The following is a 25,724-nucleotide window of genomic DNA, read 5'->3' on the forward strand; positions in this document are numbered from 1 at the left end:
GCGCTGAATGCAGTATCGGATGAGGAAGTCATGGCCGTCGTCGTTGTCGAATCCCCCGCAAAGGCCAAGACGATCAACAAGTATCTGGGCAGCAATTACACGGTGCTGGCCTCCTTCGGCCATGTCCGCGACCTGCCCGCCAAGGACGGTTCCGTCGATACCGACCACGATTTCGACATGAAATGGGAGGTCTCTCCCGACTCGAAAAAGCACCTCAAGGCGATCTCCGACGCGCTGGCGAGCGATGACGAACTGATCCTCGCCACCGACCCCGATCGCGAGGGAGAGGCGATCTCGTGGCATCTGGAACAGGCGCTGGCCTCGAAGATCAAATCGAAGAAGGTCAGCCGCGTCACCTTCAACGCGATCACCAAATCGGCGATCACCGAGGCGATGAAGCATCCCCGTCAGGTCGACGAGGCACTGGTCGATGCCTATCTGGCGCGCCGCGCGCTGGATTATCTCGTCGGCTTCAACCTGTCGCCGGTGCTATGGCGCAAGCTGCCGGGCGCGCGCTCCGCCGGGCGGGTGCAGTCGGTCTGCCTGCGACTGGTGGTCGAGCGCGAGATGGAAATCGAGGCATTCCACGCCCGTGAATACTGGACGGTCAGCGCCGTTCTGGTCAGCCCGCGCGGGCAGGAATACACCGCCCGTCTGACGGTTCTGGGCGGGCGCAAGCTCGACAAGTTCGACATCGCCACCGCGACGGACGCCGAGATGGCGGTGCAGGCCGTCACCTCGCGCGATCTGACGGTGAAATCGGTCGAGGCGAAGCCCGCCACCCGCAACCCCTACCCGCCGTTCATGACCTCGACCCTGCAGCAGGAGGCCAGCCGCAAATACGGCATGGGCGCCAAGGCGACGATGCAGGCGGCGCAGCGCCTCTACGAAGCGGGCTACATCACCTACATGCGGACCGACGGCATCGACATGGCCCCCGAGGCCATCGCCGCCGCCCGCTCGGAAATCGCCAGCCGGTTCGGCGACCGTTACGTTCCCGCAAGCCCGCGGATCTACAAGAACAAGGCGAAGAACGCGCAGGAAGCGCACGAATGTATCCGCCCGACCGATATGAGCCTGTCGCCCGACCGGCTGAAGGTGTCGGACGATCAGGCACGGCTTTACGAGCTGATCTGGAAGCGCACCATCGCCAGCCAGATGGCCGGCGCGGTGATGGAACGCACCACGGTCGACATCGCCTCGAAGGACATGCAGGTGGAGCTGCGCGCCACCGGCCAGGTCATCACCTTCGACGGTTTCCTCAAGGTCTACGATCAGGGCCGCGACGACGACGATGACGACGATGGCGCGCGCCTGCCGCAGCTGATGCAGGGCGAGCCCGCGCAGAAGAAGACCATCGAGCCCGAACAGCATTTCACCCAGCCGCCGCCGCGCTACACCGAGGCGACGCTGGTCAAGCGCATGGAAGAGCTCGGCATCGGCCGGCCCTCGACCTATGCCTCGATCCTGACCACGATCGTCGACCGCGGCTATGTGAGGAAAGACAAGAACCGGCTGATCCCGGAAGACACCGGCCGTCTGGTCACCGCCTTCCTCAGCAACTACTTCCGCCGCTACGTCGAATACGATTTCACCGCCGATCTCGAGGAGCAGCTCGACGACATCTCGGCCGGCAGCCGCGATTACAAGGATGTGCTCGCCCGGTTCTGGCGCGCGTTCTCGGAAGCCCTCGGCGAAACGTCGGAGCTGCGGATCTCCGACGTGCTCGACAAGATCGACGAAGTTCTGGCGCCGCATCTCTATCCGCCGCGCGCCGACGGATCGGACCCGCGGATCTGCCCGGTGTGCCATCAGGGCCGGCTGCATCTGAAGACCGCGCGCTCGGGCGGCGCTTTCATCGGCTGCGGCAATTATCCCGAATGCCGTTACACCCGGCCGATCTCCTCGCCCGAGGGGGAAGAGGCCTCGGCGCTCGACGGCAAGGTGCTCGGTCAGGACGAGGGGCTCGACGTGACGCTGCGTGTCGGCCGCTTCGGTCCCTATGTCCAGAAGGGCGAACCGACCGAGGACATGCCGAAACCGCCGCGCGCCTCGATCCCGAAGGCCTGGCCGCCCGAAACGGTCGACCTTGAAAAGGCGCTGGCGCTTTTGAACCTGCCGCGCCAGATCGGCATGCACCCCGAGGACGGCACCCCGGTCGAGACGAGCATCGGCCGCTTCGGCCCTTACGTGAAGCACAACAGCACCTATGCGAACCTCGCCTCGGTCGACGAGGTGTTCGAGATCGGCATGAACCGCGCGGTCGAGGTGCTGGCGCAGAAGCTCGCCCGCGGCCCCGGTCGCGGTGCGGCGGCGAAACCGCTGAAAGAGCTGGGCGAGCATCCGGACGGCGGCCCGGTGCAGGTGATGCCCGGCCGCTACGGGCCTTACGTCAAATGGGGCAAGATCAACGCCACCTTGCCGAAGGAAATGGACCCGGAGGCAGTGACGCTCGAGGAAGCGCTGCCGCTGATCGCCGCCAAGGCCGGCAAGAAGAGCACCCGCAAGCCGGCTGCGAAGAAGGCGGCGGCCCCCAAGACCGCGACGAAGAAGCCTCCGGCAAAGAAAGCTGCCACGAAGAAACCCGCCGCGAAAAAAGCGACCGCACCGAAAACCACGGCAAAGAAAGCCGCGAGCAAGCCCGCGAAGGGCACTCCCGACAATGGCCCCGACAATGGCGATGTGATCGAGGGCTGAGGCAGAAAGCTCTGCCCCCGGCCCGGAAGAATTCCTCTGGCTTTCGATTCGCCCCAAATATCCCGGGGGTGAACCGGCGAAGCCGGGAGGGGGCAGAGCCCCCTTTGCACGCGGTGTCAGAAGAACCGTCCCGAAGAGCAAAGAGGGGGCTCTGCCCCCTCGGGCCTTCGGCCCTCACCCCCGGGATATTTTTGGAAAGATGAAAGGGAAAGGCCTCGCACCTTTTCCGGCCCGCGCGGCGCTACCGGGGCGGGAACCGCGCCCCGCGTCAGATTTCCTCGACCAGCGCGACGCCACGCAACGAGCGGATCGCCCCTTTGACCTGCGGATTGATCGGAAATTCAGCGCCGGCACGCACCCGGTAGCGGTTACCCGATGCCGGATCGTCGATCGAGAACACGACCGGGCCCTGCGCCTTCACCCGCCCCTCGTCGCGGATGCGCGCGAGCAGAGCGGCGACCGAGCTGACGGCCTCGGGCACCTCGACATGGATCAGGAGCCCCGTGCTGCCATCCGCATCGGAGACCACCGAGTCAATCGGCTGCGCGCCCTGGGCCAGCATCTTGACCGTCTCGCCCTCGACATCGACCTTGACCGTCAGGATGACCCCGAGGCCGGGTTCGAGGAACTGCCGCGTCGCCTCCAGCGTATCGGAGAACACCGTCACCTCGAACGGCCCCGTCGGATCCGACATCGAGACGAAGGCGAAGCGGTTGCCCTTGGCCGATTTGCGCTCTTGCCGGGCGGCGACCTGACCGGCGATCTTGCCGATGAACGGACCGTTCTGGGCCTTGTCGCACAGCTCGGCATAGGTCAGCACCTTCTTGCGTCTCAGCGCCGGCAGGTAATCGTCGAGCGGATGGCCCGAGAGGTAGAAACCGATGGCCTTGTGCTCTTCGGCCAGACGCTCGGCGGGCAGCCAGTCGTCGGTATCGGCCAGCCGCGGCGGCGGCAGATCGTCGCCGCCGTCACCGAAGAGCGAAACCTGGGCGGAGCTGCGCTGCTCGATCACCGCGGCGGACCAGGCGATCAGCCCCTCGAGGCTGTCGAACACCCGCTTGCGGTTCGGATCGAGCTGATCGAAGGCGCCGGCCCGCGCCATCATCTCCAGAGGTCGCTTGCCGATCCGCTTCATGTCGACGCGGCGGGCGAAGTCGAACAGATCGGTGAACGGCCGGCCTTCCTTCCACGCTCCGCCGCGAGCCTCGACGATGATGTTCATCGCCTCGGGGCCGACGTTCTTCAGCGCGCCGAGCGCATAGACCAGCTGCTGATCCACCACGTCGAAGGTCGCGAGCGAGCGGTTCACGCAAGGCGGCACCACCTCGATATGCAGCGCCCGGCGCACCTCGCCCATGTAATTGGCGAGCTTGTCGGTCAGGTGCATATCGCAGTTCATCACGCCGGCCATGAACTCGACCGGGTGGTTCGCCTTCAGCCAGGCGGTCTGATAAGAGACGATGGCATAGGCGGCGGCGTGCGACTTGTTGAAGCCGTAGTTCGCGAATTTCTCCAAAAGGTCGAAGACCTCGCCGGATTTCTTCGCGTCGATGCCATGGGTGGCCTTCGCGCCCTCGATGAACTTCGGCCGTTCCTTGGCCATTTCCTCGGGGATCTTCTTGCCCATCGCGCGGCGCAGAAGGTCCGCCCCGCCGAGCGAATAGCCCGCCATCACCTGGGCGATCTGCATCACCTGTTCCTGATAGACGATGATGCCCTGCGTCTCTTTCAGGATCGGGTCGATGGTCGGGTGCAGCGACTCCAGGGGCCGCATCCCGTGCTTCACCTCGCAATAGACCGGGATGTTCTCCATCGGGCCCGGACGGTACAGCGCGACGAGGGCGACGATATCCTCGATGCAGGTCGGCTTCATGCGCCGCAGCGCGTCCATCATGCCCGTCGATTCGACCTGGAACACCGCGACGGTATGGGCGCGGGCGTAAAGTTCGTAGGTCTTTTTGTCGTCGATCGGGATGTTGCCGATGTCGTTCTCGGCGCCCTTGGCGGGTTCGTAAAGCGTGTTGCCCGCCGCATCGACATGCAGCGGCCGGCCCGATTTCAGCACCAGATTGACCGCGTTCTGGATGACCGTCAGCGTCTTCAGGCCGAGGAAGTCGTATTTGATCAGGCCGGTCTTCTCGACCCATTTCATGTTGTATTGCGTCGCCGGCCAGTCCGAGCGCGGATCCTGATAGAGCGGCGTCAGCTGATCGAGCGGCCGATCCCCGATCACCACGCCCGCGGCGTGGGTCGAGGCGTTGCGCAGATTGCCTTCGATCTTCTGGGCATAGGTCAGAAGTCGACCGACCACCTCTTCCTTGGCGGCCTCGCGCAGCCGCGGTTCGTCGGCCAGGGCCTTCTCGATGCTGACGGGTTTGACGCCTTCGAGCGGGATCAGCTTCGCCAGCTTGTCGACCTGCCCGTAGGACATCTGCAGCACGCGGCCCACGTCGCGCACCGCCACCTTCGACAGCAGCGCACCGAAGGCCGAGATCTGTCCCACCTTGTCCGCGCCGTAACGGTGCTGGACGTATTTGATCACCTCTTCGCGCCGGTCCATGCAGAAGTCGACGTCGAAGTCGGGCATGTTGACGCGTTCGGGGTTCAGGAAGCGCTCGAACAGCAGCGAGAACCGGATCGGGTCGAGGTCGGTGATGGTCAGCGAATAGGCGACGAGCGAGCCCGCGCCCGAGCCCCGCCCCGGCCCGACCGGAATGTCATGCGCCTTCGCCCATTTGATGAAGTCGGCGACGATCAGGAAGTAGCCCGGAAAGCCCATCTGCTCAATGATGCTCAGCTCGAACTTCAGCCGCGCCTCGTATTCCTCGACCGGCGCGGCGAGCGGGATCACCGCCAGACGCCGGCGCAGACCGTCCCATGCCTGGGCGCGCAGCTCCTCCATCTCGTCATCGGCGAATTTCGGCAGCAGGGGCTTGTGCTTGTAGACCACGAAGGCGCAGCGCCGCGCGATCTCGACGGTGTTCTCGCACGCCTCCGGCAGATCGGCGAACAGCGCGACCATCTCGGCTTCGGACTTGAAGTAATGCTGCGGCGTGACGCGCCGGCGCGGCTCCTGCTGGTCGACATAGGCGCCCTCGGCGATGCACAGCATGGCATCGTGGGCCTCGAACATGTCGGGGGTGGCGAAGAACACCTCGTTCGTCGCCACCAGCGGCAGGGCCATGTCATAGGCCATCTCGATGAACGGGCGTTCGGTCATGCGCTCGGGTTCGGGCAGATGACCGCCCTCGCCGGGATGGCGCTGCAACTCGACATACAGCCGATCCGGAAAGATCGCGGCCAGACGCTCCAGATAAGCCTGCGCCTTGGGCATCTGATGCGCCTGGATCAGCCGTCCGACCGGACCGTCGGCACCGCCCGTCAGACAGATCAGCCCCTCGGAATGGGCCTGAAGCTGCTCAAGGCTGACCTGCGGGATCATGCCGCGATTGTCGACATACATGCAGGTCGAGAGCGCCATGAGGTTCATGTAGCCGGTCTCGTTCTGCGCCAGCAGCACCACCGGGGCGGGCTGCTTCGGCTTCTCGCCGGGGCGCCCCTCCTCGACCGTCAGCGACAGCTGCACGCCCACGATGGGCTGCAACCCCGCCTCGGTGCCGTAGCTCGAAAATTCGAAACAGCCGAACATCACGTTGGTGTCGGTCAGCGCGGCCGCGGGCATCCCCGCCTTGGCGCAGAGCTTGATGACCTGCTTGCCGTGTATCGCGCCCTCAAGCAGCGAATACTCGGAATGAATGCGCAGGTGAATGAATCGCGGATCGGCCATGGCGCGAGGCTACCCGCCCCCGCGCCGGAACGAAAGCCCCTGCCCAGAGCCGGTTTTTTGAGCAGATGTCCAAAAATCAGCCATCCCGCCCTGCGCCCCCTTGCCAAGACCGCGGCGCTTCGCTTTGCTCATCGGAACGGGCCCCCTCCTACGCCGCATCGGGCGGGGCTCTCGGGGGAACCGGTATCGCGGCGGACAAGACCCATGGAGATTTCGTTTCTTCTGAACGGAGAAACCCGGACGGCCCAGATCGACCGCCCGACCGAAAGCGTTCTCGACTGGCTGCGCGCCGAGGGGCTCGCCGGCACCAAGGAAGGCTGCAACGAGGGAGATTGCGGCGCCTGCACGGTGATGCTGAGCGACGCGGCGGGCAGCCGCGCCGTCAACGCCTGCATCCTGATGATGCCGCAGATCGCCGGCAAGGCGCTGCGCACCGTCGAGGGGATCTCCGGCCCCGGCGGCGAGCTTCACCCGGTGCAACAGGCGATGATCGGCTGCCACGGCAGCCAGTGCGGCTTTTGCACGCCGGGCATCGTGGTCTCGCTTGCCGTCGCGCATCTGAACGGCGACACGGCGGACGATGACGTGCTCGCGGGCAATCTGTGCCGCTGCACCGGCTACGCGCCCATCGTCCGCGCCGCAGAAACCGCCCGCCCGGCGCCTGTGCCCGAGTGGATGCGCGCCGATGCCGCTTTCGGCTTTCCGAAAATATCCTCGGGGGGGGCCGGCGCAGCCGGCGGGGGGCAGACAGCCCCCCTCTTCGCCCCGGACAGCGCCGACGCACTGGCGGACTATTACCTCACCCACCCCGAGGCCACGCTGATCGCCGGCGCGACCGATGTGGCACTTTGGGTGACGAAGCAACTGCGCGAGATCGAGACCCCCGTCTTCCTCGGCGGCTGCACCGACATGCAGCGGATCGAGGAGACCGACACCGGCTTTCGCATCGGCGCGGGCGTCACCATCGCGCGGCTGAAGGACTGGGCCGGGGCCTCGCATCCCGCGCTCGCCGCGCTGCTGCGCCGTTTCGCTTCCGAGCAGGTGCGCCACTCCGCCACCATCGGCGGCAATATCGCGAACGGCTCGCCCATCGGCGACGGGGCACCGGCGCTGATCGCGATGGGCGCGCGGCTGACGCTGCGCCGCGGCGCGGAACGGCGCCAGATGCCGCTTGAAGATTTCTTTCTCGATTACCGCAAGCAGGATCGCCGCCCCGGCGAATTCGTCGAAAGTCTCGACCTGCCGAAATCGGCCCCGGGCCTTGCGTGCTACAAACTGTCGAAACGCTTCGATCAGGACATCTCGGCGGTCTGCGGCTGTTTCAACCTCGGCATCGAGGACGGCACCGTCACCCAGGCCCGCATCGCCTTCGGCGGCATGGCGGCGATCCCGGCGCGCGCCCGCCGCTTCGAGGCCGCGCTCATTGGCCAGCCCTTCACCGAAGCGGCCATCGCGGCGGCGCTCCCCGTGCTCGAACAGGACTTCAGCCCGCTCAGCGACATGCGCGCCTCGGCCCGCTACCGGATGCAGGCGGCGCAGGCGATGGCGCTGCGCTACCTGCGCGAGCGCTCGGGCGAGGCGGTCTCGGTCCTCGACATCGCCCCCATCGAGGTGCCGGAGGTGCAGGCATGAGCAGCGATCTGACACCCCCCGGCCTGCCCCTGCCGCATGACTCCGCACTGCTGCATGTCACCGGCAAGGCGCGCTACACCGACGACATCCCGACGCCCGTGGGCACGCTGCATCTGGCTTTCGGCCTTTCGCCCGAGGCCCATGCGCGGATCGACGCGCTCGACCTCGGTCCGGTGCGCGCGTCGCCCGGCGTGGTGAAGGTGCTCTGCGCCGCCGATCTGCCCTTCGCGAACGATGCCTCGCCCGCGCCGATCCCGGAACCGCTGCTTGCGACGGATGAGGTGCATTACGTCGGCCAGCCGGTGTTTCTGGTGATCGCCTCCTCGCACCGCGCCGCCCGCATCGCCGCGCGCCGCGCGAAGATGCGCCTCACCCCCCTCCCCGCGTTTCTGACCATCGACGAGGCCGACGCGGCCGGTTCGATGTTCGAAGGCGGCCCGGTCGTCTGGTCCGAGGGCGACGCGGCGGCAGCGCTCGCATCCGCCACGCATATCGCCGAAGGCTGGTGCGAGATCGGCGGGCAGGAACATTTCTACCTCGAAGGTCAGGCCGCCGTCGCCCATCCGCTCGATCAGGGCGTGATGGTGCAATGCTCCACCCAACACCCGAGCGAGATCCAGCACAAGGTGGCCGAGGCGACGGGCCTCGCGCTTCATGACGTGCGGGTCGAGATGCGGCGCATGGGCGGCGGTTTCGGCGGCAAGGAATCGCAGGGCAACCATCTGGCCATCGCCTGCGCGGTCGCGGCGCAACTGACCGGGCGCAGCTGCAAGATGCGCTATGACCGCGACGACGACATGACCATCACCGGCAAGCGCCACGATTTCCGCATCCGCTACCGCATCGGCGCGGATGCCGGGGGGCGGATCCTCGGGGCCGAGTTCGTGCATCTGGCGCGCTGCGGCTGGTCGCCCGACCTCAGCCTGCCGGTGTGCGACCGCGCGATGCTGCATTCCGACAACGCTTACCGCATCCCCGCGATCCGCATCGAAAGCCGGCGGCTGCGCACCAATACCCAGTCGAACACCGCCTATCGCGGCTTCGGCGGGCCGCAGGGGATGCTGGGCGTCGAATATGCAGTGGAACACCTCGCCCATGTCATGGGCCTGCCCGCCGAAGAGCTGCGCCGGCGCAATTTCTACCCGTCGCAGGCGCCCTTCGCCGCCACCCATTACGGGCAGGAGGTGGGCGATTTCGTCCTCGACCGGCTGATGCCGGCACTGGAGGAAAGCAGCGATTTCGCCGCCCGCAAGGCCGCCATCGCCGAGTGGAACGCGCACAGCCGCACCCTCAAGCGCGGCATCGCGATCAGCCCGGTGAAATTCGGCATCTCCTTCACGCTGACCCATCTCAATCAGGCGGGCGCGCTCGTGCATGTCTACACAGACGGCTCGGTGCAGCTCAATCACGGCGGAACCGAGATGGGACAGGGCCTGCACCGCAAATGCTGTCAGGTGGCGGCGCGGGTGTTCGGCATCGACCCGGACGCGGTGCGCATCACCGCGACCGATACCTCGAAAGTGCCGAATACCTCGGCCACGGCGGCGTCCTCGGGCGCGGATATGAACGGCATGGCGGTGAAGGCCGCCTGCGAGACGGTGCGCGACCGCATCGCCGATTTCCTCGCCGCGAAAGACGGCTGCACCGTGGCCGAGGTCTTGTTCGAAGATGGCACCGTGCGCACCCCCGCCGCCACCCGCAGCTTCGCCGAGGTTGCGACCGCCGCCCATGGCGCGCGGGTCTCGCTGTCGGCGACGGGCCATTACGCCACGCCGAAGATCAGCTGGGACCGGGTCGCCGGACGCGGCCGGCCGTTTTATTACTTCGCCTATGGCGCCGCGGTGACCGAGGTGGCGATCGACACCCTGACCGGCGAGAACCGCATCCTGCGCACCGACATCCTGCACGACGCCGGCAATTCGCTGAACCCCGCCATCGACATCGGCCAGATCGAGGGCGGTTATATCCAGGGCGCGGGCTGGCTGACCACCGAGGAACTGGTCTGGGACGCGAAGGGGCGGCTGAGCACGCACGCCCCCTCGACCTACAAGATCCCGGCCTGCTCGGACCGGCCGCGGGTGTTCAACGTCGCACTCTGGGACGAGCCGAACCGCGAAGAGACGATCTTCCGCTCGAAGGCGGTGGGGGAGCCGCCGTTCATGCTCGGCATTTCGGCGTTTCTGGCACTTGGCGATGCCTGCGCCGCCTGCGGGCCGCACTGGCCCGCGCTGCGCGCGCCCGCGACGGCCGAGGCGGTCCTCGCCGCCGTCGCCCGTGCCCGTGGCACCGAGCCGGAAGGGGTGGGCGCATGAGCTTCGATCCCGACCGCCTCAATCGCGCCCTCGCCCGCGGCCCCTTCGTGCGGGTCGTGGTGGCCGAGGTGAAGGGATCGACGCCGCGCGAACCGGGGGCCGAGATGCTGGTCTGGCCCGACGGGCGAAGCGAGGGCACCATCGGCGGCGGCCGCCTCGAATTCGATGCCATCGCGCGCGCCCGCGCGGTGATCCGGCCGGAACTCGGGCGCATGGCGCTCGGCCCCGACCTCGGGCAATGCTGCGGCGGCGCGGTGGTTCTGGCCTATGAGCCCGTCACCGCCCCGGTCGCCCCGGAAGGCCGCTGGCACGCCCGACCGTTCGGTGCGGCCCATACCGAGATGCCGCTTGCCGTGCGTCGCGCGCTCGGGCGCGCCCGCGACCGCGGCGAGGCGCCGAAGCTGCTGATCGAGGGCTGGCTGATCGAGGCCGTCGCCCCCCCGCCGCTGCCCCTGTGGATCTGGGGCGCGGGCCATGTCGGGCGGGCGCTGGTCTCGGTCCTAGCCCCGCTGCCCGGTCTGCGGCTGAGCTGGGCCGATACCGGAGAGGACCGCTTCCCCGAGACCGTCGCCGAAAATGTCGAAACGCTGATCGCCGAAAACCCCGCCGATCTGGTGACGCTCGCGCCCCCGGACGCGCGCCATCTGATCGTCACCTTCTCCCATGCGCTCGATTTCGAGCTGTGTCACCGGCTTCTGAATCATGGATTCGCCGCCTGCGGATTGATCGGATCGGCCACGAAATGGGCACGATTCCGATCGCGCCTCGGGGCTTTGGGTCATTCCGACGCCCTGATTTCACGCATTGCCTGTCCGATAGGCGATCCGACGCTTGGAAAAGCACCGCAGGCCATTGCGATTTCCGTCGCTGCCGGTCTACTGAGAGAGCTGTGCGAGACCAGCGCCGGGACGGCCACGACAGGGGAAGGACGCACTGCGTGACGGGAACTTTGCTGAAAATCGACGGGCTGACCAAGGCCTATCCGGGTGTGGTCGCCAATGACGGCGTGGGGTTCTCGGTCGCGCCGGGCGAGGTCCATGCGCTGCTTGGCGAGAATGGCGCGGGCAAGTCGACCCTCGTCAAGATGATCTACGGGCTGGTGAAGCCCGATGCCGGCACGATGGAATTCCGCGGCGCACCCTACACGCCCGCCGAACCGCGCGCCGCGCGCGCCACGGGCGTGGCGATGGTGTTTCAGCACTTCTCGTTGTTCGAGGCGCTGAACGTCGCCGAGAACGTCGCCCTCGGCATGGAGAACCCGCCGCCGATGCGCGATCTGGCGGCGCGGATCCGCGAGATTTCCCATGCCTACGGGCTGCCGCTCGATCCAGACCGCCTGGTCGGCGATCTGTCGGCGGGCGAGCGTCAGCGCGTCGAGATCGTGCGCTGCCTGTTGCAGGACCCGAAACTTCTGATCATGGACGAGCCCACCTCGGTGCTGACGCCGCAGGAGGTCGAGATCCTGTTTCGCACCCTGCGCAAGCTGTCCTCCGAGGGGACGGCGATCCTTTACATCAGCCACAAGCTCGAGGAGATCCGCGCGCTGTGCGATGGCGCGACGATCCTGCGCGGCGGCAAGGTCGTGGGCTCGTGCATCCCGCGCGACAAGACCGCGCGCGAACTGGCCGAAATGATGGTCGGCGGCACCTTCGCCGAGACCCGCCGCGGCGGGCGCACCCCGGGCGCGCCGGTTCTGGTGGTCAAGGATCTGTCGCTGCCGCCGATGTCGCAATTCGGACCGGCGCTGAAACATGTCGATCTGACGCTGCGCGCGGGCGAGATCCTCGGCATCGGGGGCGTCGCCGGCAACGGTCAGGAAGAGCTGCTCGCCACGCTGTCGGGCGAGGTGCCCTCGGCCGACGAGACGGTGATCCTGAAGGGCGAGGAAGCCTCGCATCTGGGCCCGAACGAGCGGCGCGCGCGCGGGCTTCTGTCGGCGCCCGAGGAACGCCTCGGCCATGCCGCGGTGCCGGCGATGAGCCTGACCGAGAACACCCTCCTCACCGGAACGATCCGCAAGCCGCTGACGAAGAAAGGTTTCATCGACATGGGCGCGGCCCGCGCCTTCGCCGAGGAGATCATCCGCGCCTTTGACGTGCGCACGCCCGGGCCCCATGTGGCGGCGCGCGCGCTCTCGGGTGGGAACCTGCAGAAATACGTGATCGGCCGCGAGGTGCTGCAAGCGCCCGACGTGCTGATCGTCAACCAGCCGACCTGGGGGGTGGATGCGGCCGCCGCCGCCTCGATCCGGCAGGCGCTCATCGACCTGGCCGCGCGCGGCGCGGGGGTCATCGTGATCTCGCAAGACCTCGACGAACTGATGGAAATCGCTGACAATTTCTGCGCGCTCTACGAAGGGCGGCTCAGCGCACCGCGCCCGGTCGAGGGGCTGAGCCTCGACGAGATCGGGCTGATGCTGGGCGGCGCGCAGGGCATGACCGAGGCGCAGATCGAGATTCAGCCGGAGGCACTCGCATGATCCGGCTGATCCGGCGCCCGACGCCGTCGAAATTCTGGTCCTGGACGACGCCGATCCTTGCGGTGGTGGCAACGATGATCGCGGGCGGGCTGCTGTTCGCGCTGCTCGGAAAGCCGCCCGTCGAGGCGATCCGCACGATCTTCTGGGAACCGCTGTTCGGCGACAATGCCGATTACTTCCGCGGCCAGCTTCTGGTGAAGGCGGGGCCGCTGATCCTGATCGCCTCGGGCCTCGCGGTGGGGTTCAGGGCCGGGATCTGGAACATCGGCGCCGAAGGCCAGTATATCATGGGCGCGATCTGCGGCGCGGGCCTGGCGCTCGCCGTCTATCCGGCGGAAAGTCCCTGGCTGTTCCCGGCGATGGTGATCGCGGGGGCGATCGGCGGTTTCCTCTGGGGGATGATCCCGGCGCTGCTGAAGGTGTGGTTCGGCACCAACGAGATTCTCGTGTCGCTGATGCTGGTCTATGTGGCGCAGAACCTGCTGGCCTACATGGCCTTCGGGCCGATGAAGAACCCGCAGGGCATGGGATTCCCCGGCTCGCGCAACCTGCAACAATACCCCTCGGCCTTCAATGAAGAGCTGATCCCCGGCACCGGGGCACATTGGGGGGTGCTGGCGGCGCTGGTCGCGGTCATAGCGATCTACGTTCTGATGCAGCGCCATATCATGGGGTTCCGAATTCGCGTCGCCGGCGAGGCGCCGCGGGCCGCACGCTTCGCGGGCGTCGTGCCCGCGCGGCTGGTGGTGTTCTGCCTCGGCCTGTCGGGGGCGCTGGCGGGGCTTGCCGGGATGTTCGAGGTTTCGGGCCCCTCTGGGCAGATCACCGACGGGTTCAACGCGGGCTATGGCTTCACCGCGATCATCGTCGCCTTCCTCGGCCGGCTGCATCCGGTGGGCATCCTGCTTGCCGGGCTGCTCATGGCGCTGACCTACATCGGCGGCGACATGGCGCAGATGATGCTGAACCTGCCGTCCGCCGCGATTCAGGTATTCCAGGGGATGCTGCTGTTCTTTCTTCTGGGGTTCGACCTGCTTACCAATTACCGTGTCCGCCTCGGGGGGGCTCGCGCATGATCGTCGGCGGTATTGATGTCGTCACGCTGATCTCGATGCTGATGGTGGCCTCGACGCCGGTTCTGCTGGCGGCGACGGGCGAACTGGTGGCGGAGAAGTCGGGCGTGCTGAACCTCGGCGTCGAGGGGATGATGATCGTCGGCGCCGTCGCGGGCTTCGCCGCCGCGGTGACCACCGGCAGCCCGGTTCTGGGATTCGCGGGCGGCGCGCTGGCGGGCGCCGCGATGGCCGCGCTCTTCGCGCTTCTCACGCAGGTGTTCCTGTCGAACCAGACCGCGACCGGCCTTGCGCTGACGCTGTTCGGGCTCGGCCTCTCGGCGCTTGTGGGCAAGCCCTTCGAGGGCGTGCGCCCGCCGCCCACCGGCAAGGTGCCGTTCGGCCCGCTGAGCGATATTCCCATGCTCGGCCGGATCCTGTTCTCGCATGACTGGGTGGTTTATCTGTCGCTCGCGCTGGTCGCGGCGGTCTGGGGCATGCTGAAATACAGCCGTGCCGGGCTGATCCTGCGCGCTGTGGGCGAAAACCACGACGCGGCCCATGCGCTCGGCTATCGGGTGATCGCGGTGCGCTTCGCCGCGCTGGCCTTCGGCGGGGCGCTGGCGGGGCTGGGCGGGGCCTATCTCAGCCTGATCCGCGTGCCGCAATGGACCGAGGGGATGACCGCCGGCGCCGGCTGGATCGCGCTTGCCATCGTCGTCTTCGCAAGCTGGCGCGCCGGGCGGGTGCTGATCGGCGCCTATCTGTTCGGCGGCATCACCGCGCTGCAACTGCAGCTTCAGGCGGCGGGCTACGCGATCCCGGTGCATCTGCTGACGATGGCACCCTATGTGCTGACCATCGTGGTGCTGGTGGTGCTGTCGGCCTTGCACCGGCACGGCGCGCAGGCGGCCCCCGCCGCGCTCGGCCGGTCGTTCCATGCCTCGAACTGAGGCGCAATCCCGCGCCGGGGCAAGACCGCCCCGGTGCCTTTCAACCGTTTCCATCCAAGGGAGCTTCCGATGAACCGCAGATCCTTTCTGACCACCACCGCCGCGACCGCCGTCGCCGCCACCGCCGGCCTGCCGCTCCGCGCCGCCGAGCCGATGAAGGTCGGCTTCATCTATGTCGGCCCGGTCGGCGACATGGGCTGGTCGTTCCAGCACGATCAGGCCCGTCAGGCCGCCGAGAAGGCGCTCGGCGGCAAGGTCAAGACCACCTACATGGAAAGCGTCCCCGAAGGCCCCGACGCCGAACGCGCGCTGACCCAGCTGGCGCTGCAGGGCAACCAGCTGATCTTCGCGACCTCGTTCGGCTACATGGATGCCGTCGTCAACGTCGCCAAGAAATTCCCCAAGGTGAAGTTCGAGCACGCCACCGGCTACAAGCGCGCCGACAACCTCGGCACCTATGACGCGCGTTTCTACGAAGGCCGCGCGATCCAGGGCTATCTGGCCGGCAAGATGACCAAGTCGAACAAGATCGGCTATATCGGCTCGTTCCCGATCCCGGAATGCGTGCAGGGCATCAACTCGGCCTTCGTCGCCGCGCGCAAGGTCAACCCGGATGTCGAGATCAAGGTGGTCTGGGCCTACACCTGGTTCGACCCGGCGAAGGAGGCCGATGCCGCCGCCGCGCTGATCGCCGAGGGCTGCGACGTCATCATGCAGCACACCGACTCGACCGCGCCGCAGGCGAAGGCGCAGGAAGCGGGCAACGTCTACACCTTCGGTCAGGCGTCGGACATGTCGGCCTTCGCGCCGAAGCCGCGGATCGGCTCGACCATCGACAACTGGACGCCCTATTACACCAAGCGCTTCACCGATGCGGTCGAGGGCAAATGGGCCTCGGACGCGACCTGGGGCGGCATCGCCTCGGGCATGGTGGAGATCGGCGAGATCACCTCGGCGGTGCCCGATGACGTGAAGGCCGGCGCGCTGGAGCTGAAGGACAAGATCGCCAAGGGCTACCACCCGTTCACCGGCCCGCTGAACAAGCAGGACGGCTCGGTCTGGCTCAAGGACGGCGAGACCCCGGACGATGGCGTGATCGCCGGCATGAACTTCTATGTCGAGGGCATCAAGGCCGAGCTGCCGAAGTAATCGCGGCGCCCGCAAAGATGCCACAGGGCGGCCCTTAGGGGCCGCCCTTTTTCATGCCCGAGGATCGAAGGGCGGCGCGGGGACCTCAGCGCATCGCGGCCGGTGGCACCCCGCCCTGCCCGGTTCCGCCCTGTTCTGGCAAGGCCAGCAGCACCTGCCCGCCCGCGGAAAGGTCGAGCGCCTGCACCACCACCGCGCGCCAGTGCGGTGCATCGGCGGGCACGGCGGCCAGAAGCCGGGCGGCCTCCGCCGCAGGCTGGGCCCCGGCGCCGGGCCGGCCAAGCCCCGCCGCCACCCGGTGCAACAGATCTGCCAGCCCCTCGGGCGGGCCAATCCGGGCCTCGTCACGCAGCGCATGGTAAAGTTCGTCGCCGAGGATCAGCGCCTGTGCATAGATCCGCGCCGCGTGCCGGTCGTAACGGTCGGCAACGGCCAAGACCTCGGGCCCCGCACTGAGCCCACGCAGCGACCAGCGCGCATTGTCGCGCGCAAGACTGATCCCGCCATCGAGGGCCACCAGCCGCCCGCGCGCCGCGCCAAGACGGCGCGCCGCGATCCGGGCGCGGTTCGGATCGCGCTCGCGCACCGCGCGCTCGGCGATCAGCATCCCCTGCCCGAGCTCGGCCAGAAACTTGCGCGCCGAGCCCTCCAGCGTCTTCATCGGATCGGGGGTCAGCAGGATCTGACTGAAACTCAGCCCGACCGCGGTGCCGATCAGCACATCAAGGATGCGTTCCGGCCCCGCCGTCACCGCGCCCATGGTCAGCACCATCAGCGCCGAGACCCCGGACTGGATCGCGGCAACCGCGCCCTGCCCCCACAGCGAAGCGACGAGGATCGCGAGAAACGTCACCGCCGCCAGCCTGAGCACGCTCAGCGCCGGATCGTCGCCGAGCGGGATCAACAGGCTCGCCTCACCGATCGCGATGCCGGTCAGCACCCCCGACAGCATCGCCAGCGCCTGCCTGCCGTGGTTCGGCAACCCGGGCGCGAGGCACACCACAGAGGCCACCACCGCGAACATCGGCTGGCTGTGCCCGGCCAGTCCGCGCGCCAGCATCCACGCAATCGCCACCGCCAGCGCACAGACCAGCGCGTCGCCCCAGGCGAGGTGCGCCCGGTCTCTCAGCCGCGCCCCGATCCCCTTGAGCCGGACATCGAGCACGCCCGGAACCTCAGACCAGCTTCGACTTGACGATCGGGCCGACGGCGCCGAAATCCATCTGGCCGGTATAACGGGTCTTGAGCACCGCCATCACCTTGCCCATGTCCCGGATCGAGGCGGCACCGGTTTCGGCGACAGCGGCCTCGATCGCCGCAGAGACCTCCTCGCCGGTCAGCTGACGCGGGAGGAATTCCTCGATCACCTTGATTTCGGCCAGTTCCTTCTCGGCCAGCTCAAGGCGCCCGCCCTCTTCATAGGCGCGCGCCGATTCCTGACGCTGCTTGACCATCTTGCCGAGGATGGCGAGGATCTCGCCATCGCCCAGATCAATCGGATCGGCCTCGGCACGAAGCGCGATCTCGCGGTCCTTGATGGCGGCATTGATCAGCCGCAGCGTCGACAGCCGGTCGCGGTCCTTGGCCTTCATCGCCTCTTTCAGGGCAAGCGAAAGGCGTTCACGCATCTGCATGGTGTAACTCCGAATTTCAGCGGGGCTTTGCCCGGACGCACCACCATAGCGCGAAGTGCTTTCACAAACAACAATGCCAACCTATTGATTTCATTAAGTAAGAACTTTTGACGCAAGGGGTTGACCCGGCTCTTCGACCTGCATAGTTTCCAGCAGATTTTGCCCTGGGAGTCGCGCCATGCCTGCAATCAACCAGTCATCGGAAAAGCCTACCGCGCTCATTGCGCTTGCTGACGGGCAGTTGTTCTACGGACGAGGCTTCGGCGCGACCGGAACGACGGTGGCCGAACTGGTGTTCAACACCGCCATGACCGGATACCAGGAGATCATGACCGATCCGAGCTATGCCGGCCAGGTCGTGACCTTCACCTTCCCCCATGTCGGCAATGTCGGCACCAACCCCGAGGACGAGGAGACCGCCGATCCGGTGGCCGCCGGCCTCGTCGTCAAATGGGACCCGACGGAACCCTCGAGCTGGCGCGCCCGCGACGATCTGACGGGCTGGCTCGCGAAACATGGCCGGATCGGCGTCGGCGGCGTCGATACGCGCCGGCTGACGCGCGCCATCCGCCAGCAGGGCGCCCCCCATGTCGCCATCGCCCATGACCCCGAAGGCAACTTCGACGTCGAGGCGCTGGTGAAGCAGGCGCGCGAGTGGAAGGGCCTCGTCGGGCTCGACCTCGCGAAGGACGTCACCTGCGCCCAGAGCTACAAGTGGGACGAGAAGCGGTGGGCCTGGCCCGAGGGCTACAGCCGCCGCGAAGGCCCCGGCCTGAAGGTCGTCGCCATCGACTACGGCGCGAAGCGCAACATCCTGCGCTGCCTCGCCTCGGCAGGGTGCGAAGTGACTGTGCTGCCCGCGACCGCCACGGCCGAGGACGTTCTGGCGCTGAACCCCGAGGGCGTGTTCCTGTCGAACGGCCCGGGCGATCCGGCCGCGACCGGCACCTATGCCGTGCCGATGATCCAGGGCGTGCTGGCAAAGGATCTGCCGGTGTTCGGCATCTGCCTCGGCCATCAGATGCTGGCGCTGGCGCTCGGTGCGAAGACCATCAAGATGAACCACGGCCATCACGGTGCGAACCACCCGGTGAAGGATCTGACCACCGGCAAGGTCGAGATCACCTCGATGAACCACGGCTTCACCGTCGATGCCCAGACCCTGCCCGCCGGCGTGAAGGAAACCCATGTCTCGCTGTTCGACGGCTCGAACTGCGGTATCGCCATCGAGGGGCGCCCGGTGTTCTCGGTGCAGTATCACCCCGAGGCGAGCCCGGGCCCGCAGGACAGCTATTACCTGTTCGACCGTTTCGCCGAGGCGATCCGCGCCCGCCGCGGCTAACACACCGTAAAGTCATGCGATTTCAAACGGCGCCCCGGATCCGGGGCGCCGTTTTCCGTGGTGCGTTAAACATATGTTAATCCTCCGCCCGCACCCTGTCAGCAACCGGGCTGCACAGCGGGAGGGCGAAGCAGTGCGACAGGCGACACGATTGCGGAGCGTTCCGCAAACGGCAGGGGCGGTGGTGACCTCGAGTCCGGCGCGGGTGCCGCTCGGCAAGCTTTTGCTCGATGCGAAGGCAGTGAGCTCTGGCGATCTGCTGCGCGCGGTCGCCCTGCGCGGGCGCGAGGAGGTGCGCCTTGGCGATATCCTGCTGACCCACGGCTGGGTGAGCGAGGCGGACCTGCTGGCGGCGCTGGCGGTGCAATGGTCGTCCTGCGTCGTCAATCTGTCGCGGGACGCGCCGGACCCGCGGCTGATCGACAGGCTGGGGGCAGAGATGTGCCTGCGCGAAGGGGTTCTGCCCTGGCGGCGCGTGGCCGGAGAGACCCTGATCGCCACCGCACGCCCCGAAACATTCTCCGCCATCGCGCCCGATCTGATACGGCGGTTCGGCCCGTGCCGGATGGTTCTGGCCCCCGAGGCAGCGATCCACGCCGCGCTGCTGGCGCGCCGCCAGACCGCGCTGATCCGCCGTGCGGAGGCCTCTGTCCCCGCGGCGGAAAGCTGCCGGCACGACCGGGCGGGGGGGCTGCGTGGACCGGATCTGGCACTCATCGCCCTCGCGGCGATCGCGCTCGGTCTGGTGCTGGCGCCGTTGTCGGTGTTCGGGCTGATCTTCGGCTGGACGATGCTGACGCTGATCGCCTCAATGGTCCTGAAAGGCTGCACCGCCTGGGCGGAAGTGCGGGCGAGCACCCGGCTGAGGGGCACCGCCGACCGCCGCGGCCTGCCCGATCCTACGCCCGCGACGCCGATCCGGCTGCCGATGATCTCGCTTCTCGTGCCGCTTTACCGCGAGGCCGATATCGCGGCGCGGCTGGTTGCCCGCCTCGGGGCGCTGGCCTACCCGCGCGAGCTTCTGGATGTGCTTCTCGTGGTCGAGGAGGCCGACAGCCTGACCCGCGAGGCCCTTGCCGCCGCCGATCTGCCGCGCTGGATGCGAGTCGTCGTGGTGCCCGACGGGCCGGTGCGCACCAAGCCGCGCGCGATGAACTACGCACTGCATTTCTGCCGCGGCACGATTGTCGGGGTCTATGACGCCGAGGATTGCCCCGAGCCCGATCAGCTGCATGTCGTCGCCGCCCGCTTCGCCGCCGCACCGCCCGAAGTGGCCTGCCTGCAGGGCGTTCTCGACTTCTACAACCCGCGCAGCAACTGGCTGGCGCGCTGCTTCACCATCGAATACGCGGTGTGGTTTCGCGTGTTTTTGCCGGGACTGGCGCGGCTCGGGCTGGTGGTGCCTCTCGGCGGCACGACGCTGTTCTTCCGCCGCGCGGTGCTCGACCGCCTCGGCGCCTGGGACGCCTGGAACGTGACCGAGGACGCCGACCTCGGCCTGAGGCTCGCCCGGCGCGGCTACCGGACCGAACTGATCCCCACCGTCACCGGCGAGGAAGCGAACTGCCGCCCCCTCCCCTGGGTGAAGCAGCGCTCGCGCTGGCTCAAGGGCTTCGCGATGACCTGGGCGGTGCATATGCGCGATCCCGTCGGGCTGTGGCGCGACCTCGGCACGAAGCGGTTCATCGCGGTGCAGGCGCTGCTGCTGGCCTCCTATTCGCAATACCTGCTCGCCCCGGTGCTGTGGAGCTGCTGGATCATGCTGATGGGCCTGCCCCATCCGGTTCAGGCGCTGTTGCCGCATTGGGGGGTAATGGTGCTCGCCGCGCTGTTCATGGCGAGCGAGGTGCTCAATATCGCCGTCGCCGCCTGGGCGGTGCGCGGTGAGAACCACCGCCACCTGTTGCGCTGGACGCCAACGATGCACCTGTATTTCCCGCTAGGAACTTTCGCCGGATGGAAGGCGCTTTATGAAACCATCACCCGCCCGTTCTACTGGGACAAGACCTCGCACGGTCTGTTCGACGCTCCCCTGCCCCCGGCCGCGGCGGCCGAGGCCCCGCCCCCTTAAGGCCGGTCCTTGCGCCCGCTCGCCGCATCGAGGCGCAGCCGCGTCTCGAACGCCATCGAGATATGCGCCCGCAACGCACGCGAGGCCTCCTCGGGGTCGCCCTTGCGGATTCCGTCGACGATCGCCTGATGCTCGCGCAGCGCCGCATCGGGCCGGCCGCTCGCCGCGAGCGACGTCGTCGCGAGAAGCGCCATCGAGCGGTGCAGCAAATCGAGCTGCTGCACCAGAAACCTGTTGTGCGACGCCAGATGGATCTGCCGGTGGAACGTCTTGTTCGACCGCGCCAGCGCCGCCGGGTCGCTTTCCTGAGACCAATCCTCGTCGATCAGCTGCTGCAGGACGCGCACTTCCTCGGGCGCGGCATGTTTCGCCGCGAGCGCCGCTGCCAGCGCCTCCAGCTCTGCACGCACCGCGTAAAGCTCGGCCAGCTGGTTGTGATCGAGCGAGGCAACGATCAGGCTGCGCCCGTCACGCGCCAACATGCTTTGCGTCTCCAGCCGCTGCAGCGCCTCGCGGATCGGTGTGCGCGACACGCCGAAACGGTCGGCCAGCTCGGATTCGACCAGCCGGTCACCCGGGCGATAGTCCCCCGCGTCGATCGCGTCGAGGATCATCGAATAGGCGTCCTTCTGCATGTCTTGTCCTTGCAAAACCCTCGGAAAACCAGACGATAGGCGCCCCGCCTCCGACTGGCAAGCGCGGCATGTCGGCGCAGGCGGCAGTTGTGGCGCCCTCGTGCCGGGCGTAAGATCGTTACCATGACCGACACGTCCTTCCCCGCCGACCCGGCCCCAGATTTCGCACATGTGACCGATTGGGTCTTCGACCTCGACAACACGCTCTACCCACCGGGCGTGCGCCTGTTCGATCAGATCGAGCTGCGCATGACCGATTACGTGATGCGCACCCTCCGCGTCGGCCGCACCGAAGCCGACCGGCTGCGCCGCCACTACTGGCAGCTTTACGGCACGACCCTCGCCGGGCTGATGGCCGAGAATGACATCGACCCCGAGGCCTACATGGCCGAAGTCCATGACATTTCCTTCGACGCGCTGACCCCGGATCCGGCGCTGCATGACGCCATTGCCGATCTGCCCGGCCGCAAGATCGTGTTCACCAACGGCTCCGCCCCTTACGCGTCGCGTGTGCTCGAGGCGCGCGGCCTGTCGGGGCTGTTCGACGGGCTCTACGGCGTCGAGAACGCGAATTACCGCCCGAAGCCCGAGCGCATCGCCTTTGAAACCGTGTTCGGCAAAGCCGGCATCCGCCCCCGTCAGGCCGCGATGTTCGAGGACGATCCGCGCAATCTCGCCGCGCCCCACGCGATGGGGATGCGCACCGTCCATGTCGCGCCCACACCGGTCGATGCGCCCCATATCGGCCATCACACCGACGACCTCGCGCGCTTTCTGACACGGATCAAGGCGCGCCAGGGCTGAGCGCGCGACACCAGTCCCGCGCCGGCTCTGGACGGGGCCGCGAAACACCCTAAATCGGCTGCGAGAGTGCAGCGAACGCAAGGAAGACAGCATGGAAACGGTCGATGTCGTGATCTCGGGCGGCGGCGTGGCAGGGCTGACGGCGGCGGCGGCCTTCGCCTCCTCGGGCTTTTCTGTGACCTGCGTCGACCCGACCCCCCCAGTCACCGACGAACGTTCCGAAGGGGCCGACATGCGCTCGACCGCCTTCCTGCAGCCCTCGCGCGACGTGCTGGAACGCGCCGGGCTGTGGCCGCGGCTCGTGCCTCATGCCGCGCCCCTCAACATCATGCGTATCGTCGACGCAGGTGGCGCCGAGCCCACGCCGCGCCTGACGCGCGATTTCGTCGCGGCCGAACTCTCCGATCAGCCGTTCGGCTGGAACTTCCCGAACTGGCTGCTGCGCCGCGAGATGGTCGCGCGCCTCGCCGAGCTCGGCAATGTCGATTTCCGTCCCGGCGTCGCCACCACCGGCCTCGCCACCCGCGCCTCGGGGGCCGAGGTCACGCTCTCCGACGGCAGCCGCATCGCCGCGCGCCTGGTGATCGGCGCGGACGGGCGCGACTCCTTCATCCGCGAGGCCTCCGGCATCCGCGCGAAGACCACGCATTACGGCCAGAAGGCACTCGCCTTCGCCGTCACCCACCCCATCCCGCATCAGAACGTCTCGACCGAGATCCACCGCTCGGGCGGCCCGTTCACCTTCGTGCCGCTGCCCGACCGCGACGGCAAACCCTCCTCCGCCATCGTCTGGATGGAGCGCGGCCCCGAGGCCGAGCGCCTCGCCGCCCTGCCGAAAGACGAATTCGAAGCCGAGGCGACGCGGCGCTCGGGCGGCATCTTCGGCCCGCTGACGCTCGAAACCCGCCGCGCCGTCTGGCCGATGATCACCCGCCTCGCCGAGCGTTTCACCGCCGAGCGCACCGCCCTGATCGCCGAGGCCGCCCATGTCATCCCGCCGATCGGCGCGCAGGGGCTGAACATGTCGCTCGCCGATCTGACCTGCCTGCTCGCGCTGTGCGAGAAGGATCCCGCCCATATCGGCGAACGCGCCATGCTCGACGCCTATGGCCGGCGCCGCTGGCCCGAGGTGAAGGCGCGCGAGATCGGCATCGACCTGCTCAACCGCGCCTCGATGATGGCGCCGCGACCGCTGCGCGATCTGCGGGCGGGGCTTCTGGGCGCGCTCTACAGCCTGCCGCCGGTGCGTCGCACGCTGATGCGCGCGGGCCTCGGCGTCCGCTGAGCGAAGGCAGCCCCCGCCTCTTTCGGCTTTCCCCAAATATCCCGGGGGAGTCTCCGAAGGAGACGGGGGCAGAGCCCCCTGCCCCCGTCCCGCAAAACGACCCGCCGACGCTTACTCGGCCGCGAGTTCCAACCCACCTTCCCGCTGCAAGAACCCGACCACGGCGTCGATCCCCACGCCCTGACGCAGCCGCGCCATGACATAGGGTTTCGTCCCCCGCGCCGCCCGCGTATCGCGTTCCAGCAGCTCCGGATCCACGCCGACATAGGGCGCGAGGTCGGTCTTGTTGACGATCAGCAGGTCCGAACGCGTCAGCCCCGGCCCCTTCTTGCGCGGAATGTCCTGCCCGGCGGCGGTGTCGATCACGTAGATCGTCAGATCCGCCAGCTCCGGGCTGTAGGTCGCCGCCAGATTGTCGCCGCCTGATTCGATCAGCACCAGATCCAGATCGGGAAACTGCGCGTTCAGATCCGCGATGGCCGCGAGGTTGATCGAGGCATCCTCGCGGATCGCGGTATGCGGGCAGCCGCCGGTCTCGACACCGCGGATCCGCTCGGCGGGCAGCACCTGGGCACGCATCAGCGCCTCGGCATCCTCGCGGGTGTAGATGTCATTCGTCACCACCGCCATCGAGCAGCGCCCCGCCAGCGCGCGGCACAGCTGTTCCGTCAGCGTGGTCTTGCCCACTCCCACCGGCCCGCCGATGCCGACGCGCAAAGGTCCGTTCGTCATGTCCTGAAGATCCTCACTTCCATCGTCTCATGCGCCATCGCGCCCAGATCGGCGCGGAAGGCCGAGGTGGCAAGCGCCCCGGTTCCCGCCCGTGCGGCGCGCGAGGCCAGCTCCGCGATGCGCGGATGCAGCCCCGCCAGCACCCTCTGCCCCGCCGCCTGACCGAGCGGCATGAACCGCACCGCGCAGGACACGAGGTTCGAGGCGAAGGCATGGAGAAACAGCGCGATCGCCGGCTCAGCCGGCGCGTTGACCCGCAGCGCCGCCCGCGCGAAGGCCAGAGGCAGCGGCAAAGCCGCCTCCGCCGCGCCGGTCATCTCGTTGCGCGCCAGGGTGAAGGCGCGGCCCTGCGCCTCGGTCTCGGCCAGACGTTCGGCGGAACCGGCCAGCGCGCGGGCGAGATCGGCAAGCGGCTCCAACGCCTCACCCGCAAGCGCCGCGCCGATCAGCACCGCGTCATTCCACCCCGCCCCGTAGCGCAGGATGTCGTCGAGCCAGTCGGAGAGCGCCGCCTCGGAGCGCACCTCATCCGCCGCGATGGCCTGTTCGAGGCCGTGGCTGTAGGCAAACGCCCCGGTCGGAAACGCCGGCGACAGCCATTGCATCAGATCGAGCCAGACCGTCAGACCGGCACCGTCTGCCCCGGTCTCAGCCTCAGCCGTGCACATGGAAGCTGCCGTCGCCATGGCTGTGGCCGAACAGCGTCGCGCCATGCTCGTGGCCCATCGTGCGGCCCATGCCATAGGCGCCGCCCTCGGGGCGGAACGGCTCGACCGTCTCGGTCACCTTCGCGCCAAGCTGTTCCAGCATCGCCTTCAGCACATGGTCTTGCCGGATCACCAGCCGCAGCGGCTCGATCTGGCACGGCGTATGGCGGTTGCCGATATGCCAGGCGAGACGTGTCAGATTGCCGGTCACCGACAGGCAGGGCTCGACGCCCGGACGCACCTCGATCAGCCGCCCGTCGTCGAGGCGAAACGCCTCGCCGCCGGTCAGGTTGGTGACCTCCGCGAGATCGACCAGAAAGTCGATCCCCCCCGCCGAGGTCAGCCGCTTGCGGCGCAAAAAACGCCCCTCGTAATCGAGGGCGACATGATCGGCCGCCCCCGTCCACTCCCCGGCCGGGATCACGCTTTGGGCATGGATCAGATCGGACATCG

Annotated in this window: 19 protein-coding genes; 12 read left to right on the top strand and 7 right to left on the bottom strand. The window is 67.8% G+C overall.

Annotation, left to right across the window (positions count from 1 at the left end):
• Window positions 1-30 precede the first annotated feature (30 nt).
• Window positions 31-2,697 carry a type I DNA topoisomerase gene (gene topA, locus CG50_RS00410; protein WP_051909277.1) on the top strand — a complete coding sequence of 889 codons (2,667 nt, stop codon included), beginning with the start codon at window positions 31-33 and terminating at the stop codon, window positions 2,695-2,697.
• 268 nt (window positions 2,698-2,965) lie between these two features.
• Here topA and dnaE read toward each other — a convergent pair whose 3' ends face one another.
• Entirely contained in the window at window positions 2,966-6,484 is a 3,519-nt protein-coding gene (gene dnaE / locus CG50_RS00415) for a DNA polymerase III subunit alpha (RefSeq protein WP_036633891.1), read from the bottom strand.
• A 204-nt stretch (window positions 6,485-6,688) separates the two neighbouring features.
• Here dnaE and xdhA point away from each other — a divergent pair, with 204 nt between their 5' ends.
• From xdhA to CG50_RS00450, 7 genes are all read left to right on the top strand, one after another.
• Window positions 6,689-8,116 (top strand): xanthine dehydrogenase small subunit, encoded by a 1,428-nt coding sequence (gene xdhA / locus CG50_RS00420; protein ID WP_036633892.1) that lies wholly within the window; start codon window positions 6,689-6,691, stop codon window positions 8,114-8,116.
• Entirely contained in the window at window positions 8,113-10,428 is a 2,316-nt protein-coding gene (gene xdhB, locus CG50_RS00425) for a xanthine dehydrogenase molybdopterin binding subunit (RefSeq protein ID WP_036633894.1), read from the top strand. The genes xdhA and xdhB overlap by 4 nt, the downstream gene beginning before the upstream one ends.
• Entirely contained in the window at window positions 10,425-11,369 is a 945-nt protein-coding gene (gene xdhC, locus CG50_RS00430) for a xanthine dehydrogenase accessory protein XdhC (protein WP_036633895.1), read from the top strand. Before xdhB ends, xdhC begins: the two co-directional genes overlap by 4 nt.
• On the top strand, window positions 11,366-12,907 hold the full coding sequence (locus CG50_RS00435; RefSeq protein ID WP_036633897.1) for an ABC transporter ATP-binding protein: 1,542 nt from the start codon (window positions 11,366-11,368) through the stop codon (window positions 12,905-12,907). Before xdhC ends, CG50_RS00435 begins: the two co-directional genes overlap by 4 nt.
• Entirely contained in the window at window positions 12,904-13,983 is a 1,080-nt protein-coding gene (locus CG50_RS00440; protein WP_036633898.1) for an ABC transporter permease, read from the top strand. Before CG50_RS00435 ends, CG50_RS00440 begins: the two co-directional genes overlap by 4 nt.
• Window positions 13,980-14,912: an ABC transporter permease gene (locus CG50_RS00445; protein ID WP_152559388.1), complete on the top strand. Its 933-nt coding sequence runs from the start codon at window positions 13,980-13,982 to the stop codon at window positions 14,910-14,912. The genes CG50_RS00440 and CG50_RS00445 overlap by 4 nt, the downstream gene beginning before the upstream one ends.
• A 69-nt stretch (window positions 14,913-14,981) precedes the next feature.
• Complete coding sequence (locus CG50_RS00450) at window positions 14,982-16,061, top strand: BMP family ABC transporter substrate-binding protein (RefSeq protein ID WP_036633900.1); 1,080 nt, start codon at window positions 14,982-14,984, stop codon at window positions 16,059-16,061.
• Window positions 16,062-16,146: 85 nt separating this feature from the next.
• Here the strand turns inward: CG50_RS00450 and CG50_RS00455 are convergent, their stop codons facing one another.
• Complete coding sequence (locus tag CG50_RS00455; RefSeq protein WP_051909278.1) at window positions 16,147-17,226, bottom strand: FUSC family protein; 1,080 nt, start codon at window positions 17,224-17,226, stop codon at window positions 16,147-16,149.
• 10 nt (window positions 17,227-17,236) lie between these two features.
• Window positions 17,237-17,695 (bottom strand): GatB/YqeY domain-containing protein, encoded by a 459-nt coding sequence (locus tag CG50_RS00460; protein WP_036633901.1) that lies wholly within the window; start codon window positions 17,693-17,695, stop codon window positions 17,237-17,239.
• A 178-nt stretch (window positions 17,696-17,873) separates the two neighbouring features.
• Between CG50_RS00460 and carA the strand changes: the two genes are divergently transcribed.
• A complete protein-coding gene (gene carA / locus CG50_RS00465; protein WP_036633904.1) occupies window positions 17,874-19,037 on the top strand; it encodes a glutamine-hydrolyzing carbamoyl-phosphate synthase small subunit in 1,164 nt (387 codons plus the stop codon).
• Window positions 19,038-19,221: 184 nt separating this feature from the next.
• Window positions 19,222-21,108 carry a glycosyltransferase gene (locus CG50_RS00470; protein WP_051909342.1) on the top strand — a complete coding sequence of 629 codons (1,887 nt, stop codon included), beginning with the start codon at window positions 19,222-19,224 and terminating at the stop codon, window positions 21,106-21,108.
• On the opposite strand, the gene CG50_RS00475 is transcribed toward CG50_RS00470, so the two are convergent.
• Window positions 21,105-21,743 carry a GntR family transcriptional regulator gene (locus CG50_RS00475; protein ID WP_036633906.1) on the bottom strand — a complete coding sequence of 213 codons (639 nt, stop codon included), beginning with the start codon at window positions 21,741-21,743 and terminating at the stop codon, window positions 21,105-21,107. The genes CG50_RS00470 and CG50_RS00475 overlap by 4 nt on opposite strands.
• Before the next feature lie 123 nt (window positions 21,744-21,866).
• On the opposite strand from CG50_RS00475, the gene CG50_RS00480 reads away from it, so the two are divergent.
• Both CG50_RS00480 and CG50_RS00485 read left to right on the top strand, forming a co-directional pair.
• On the top strand, window positions 21,867-22,547 hold the full coding sequence (locus tag CG50_RS00480) for a pyrimidine 5'-nucleotidase (protein ID WP_051909281.1): 681 nt from the start codon (window positions 21,867-21,869) through the stop codon (window positions 22,545-22,547).
• 91 nt (window positions 22,548-22,638) lie between these two features.
• Complete coding sequence (locus CG50_RS00485; RefSeq protein WP_036633908.1) at window positions 22,639-23,832, top strand: UbiH/UbiF family hydroxylase; 1,194 nt, start codon at window positions 22,639-22,641, stop codon at window positions 23,830-23,832.
• A 111-nt stretch (window positions 23,833-23,943) separates the two neighbouring features.
• On the opposite strand, the gene ureG is transcribed toward CG50_RS00485, so the two are convergent.
• The 3 genes from ureG to CG50_RS00500 are packed head-to-tail and all read right to left on the bottom strand — an operon-like array spanning window position 23,944 to window position 25,722.
• Entirely contained in the window at window positions 23,944-24,564 is a 621-nt protein-coding gene (gene ureG / locus CG50_RS00490) for an urease accessory protein UreG (RefSeq protein ID WP_036633911.1), read from the bottom strand.
• On the bottom strand, window positions 24,561-25,232 hold the full coding sequence (locus tag CG50_RS00495) for an urease accessory protein UreF (RefSeq protein ID WP_051909283.1): 672 nt from the start codon (window positions 25,230-25,232) through the stop codon (window positions 24,561-24,563). Before CG50_RS00495 ends, ureG begins: the two co-directional genes overlap by 4 nt.
• Window positions 25,219-25,722, bottom strand: a complete 504-nt coding sequence (locus CG50_RS00500; RefSeq protein ID WP_036633914.1) for an urease accessory protein UreE — start codon at window positions 25,720-25,722, stop codon at window positions 25,219-25,221. Before CG50_RS00500 ends, CG50_RS00495 begins: the two co-directional genes overlap by 14 nt.
• Window positions 25,723-25,724 lie beyond the last annotated feature (2 nt).

The organism is Paenirhodobacter enshiensis (genome assembly GCF_000740785.1).
Taxonomy (GTDB): domain Bacteria; phylum Pseudomonadota; class Alphaproteobacteria; order Rhodobacterales; family Rhodobacteraceae; genus Rhodobacter; species Rhodobacter enshiensis.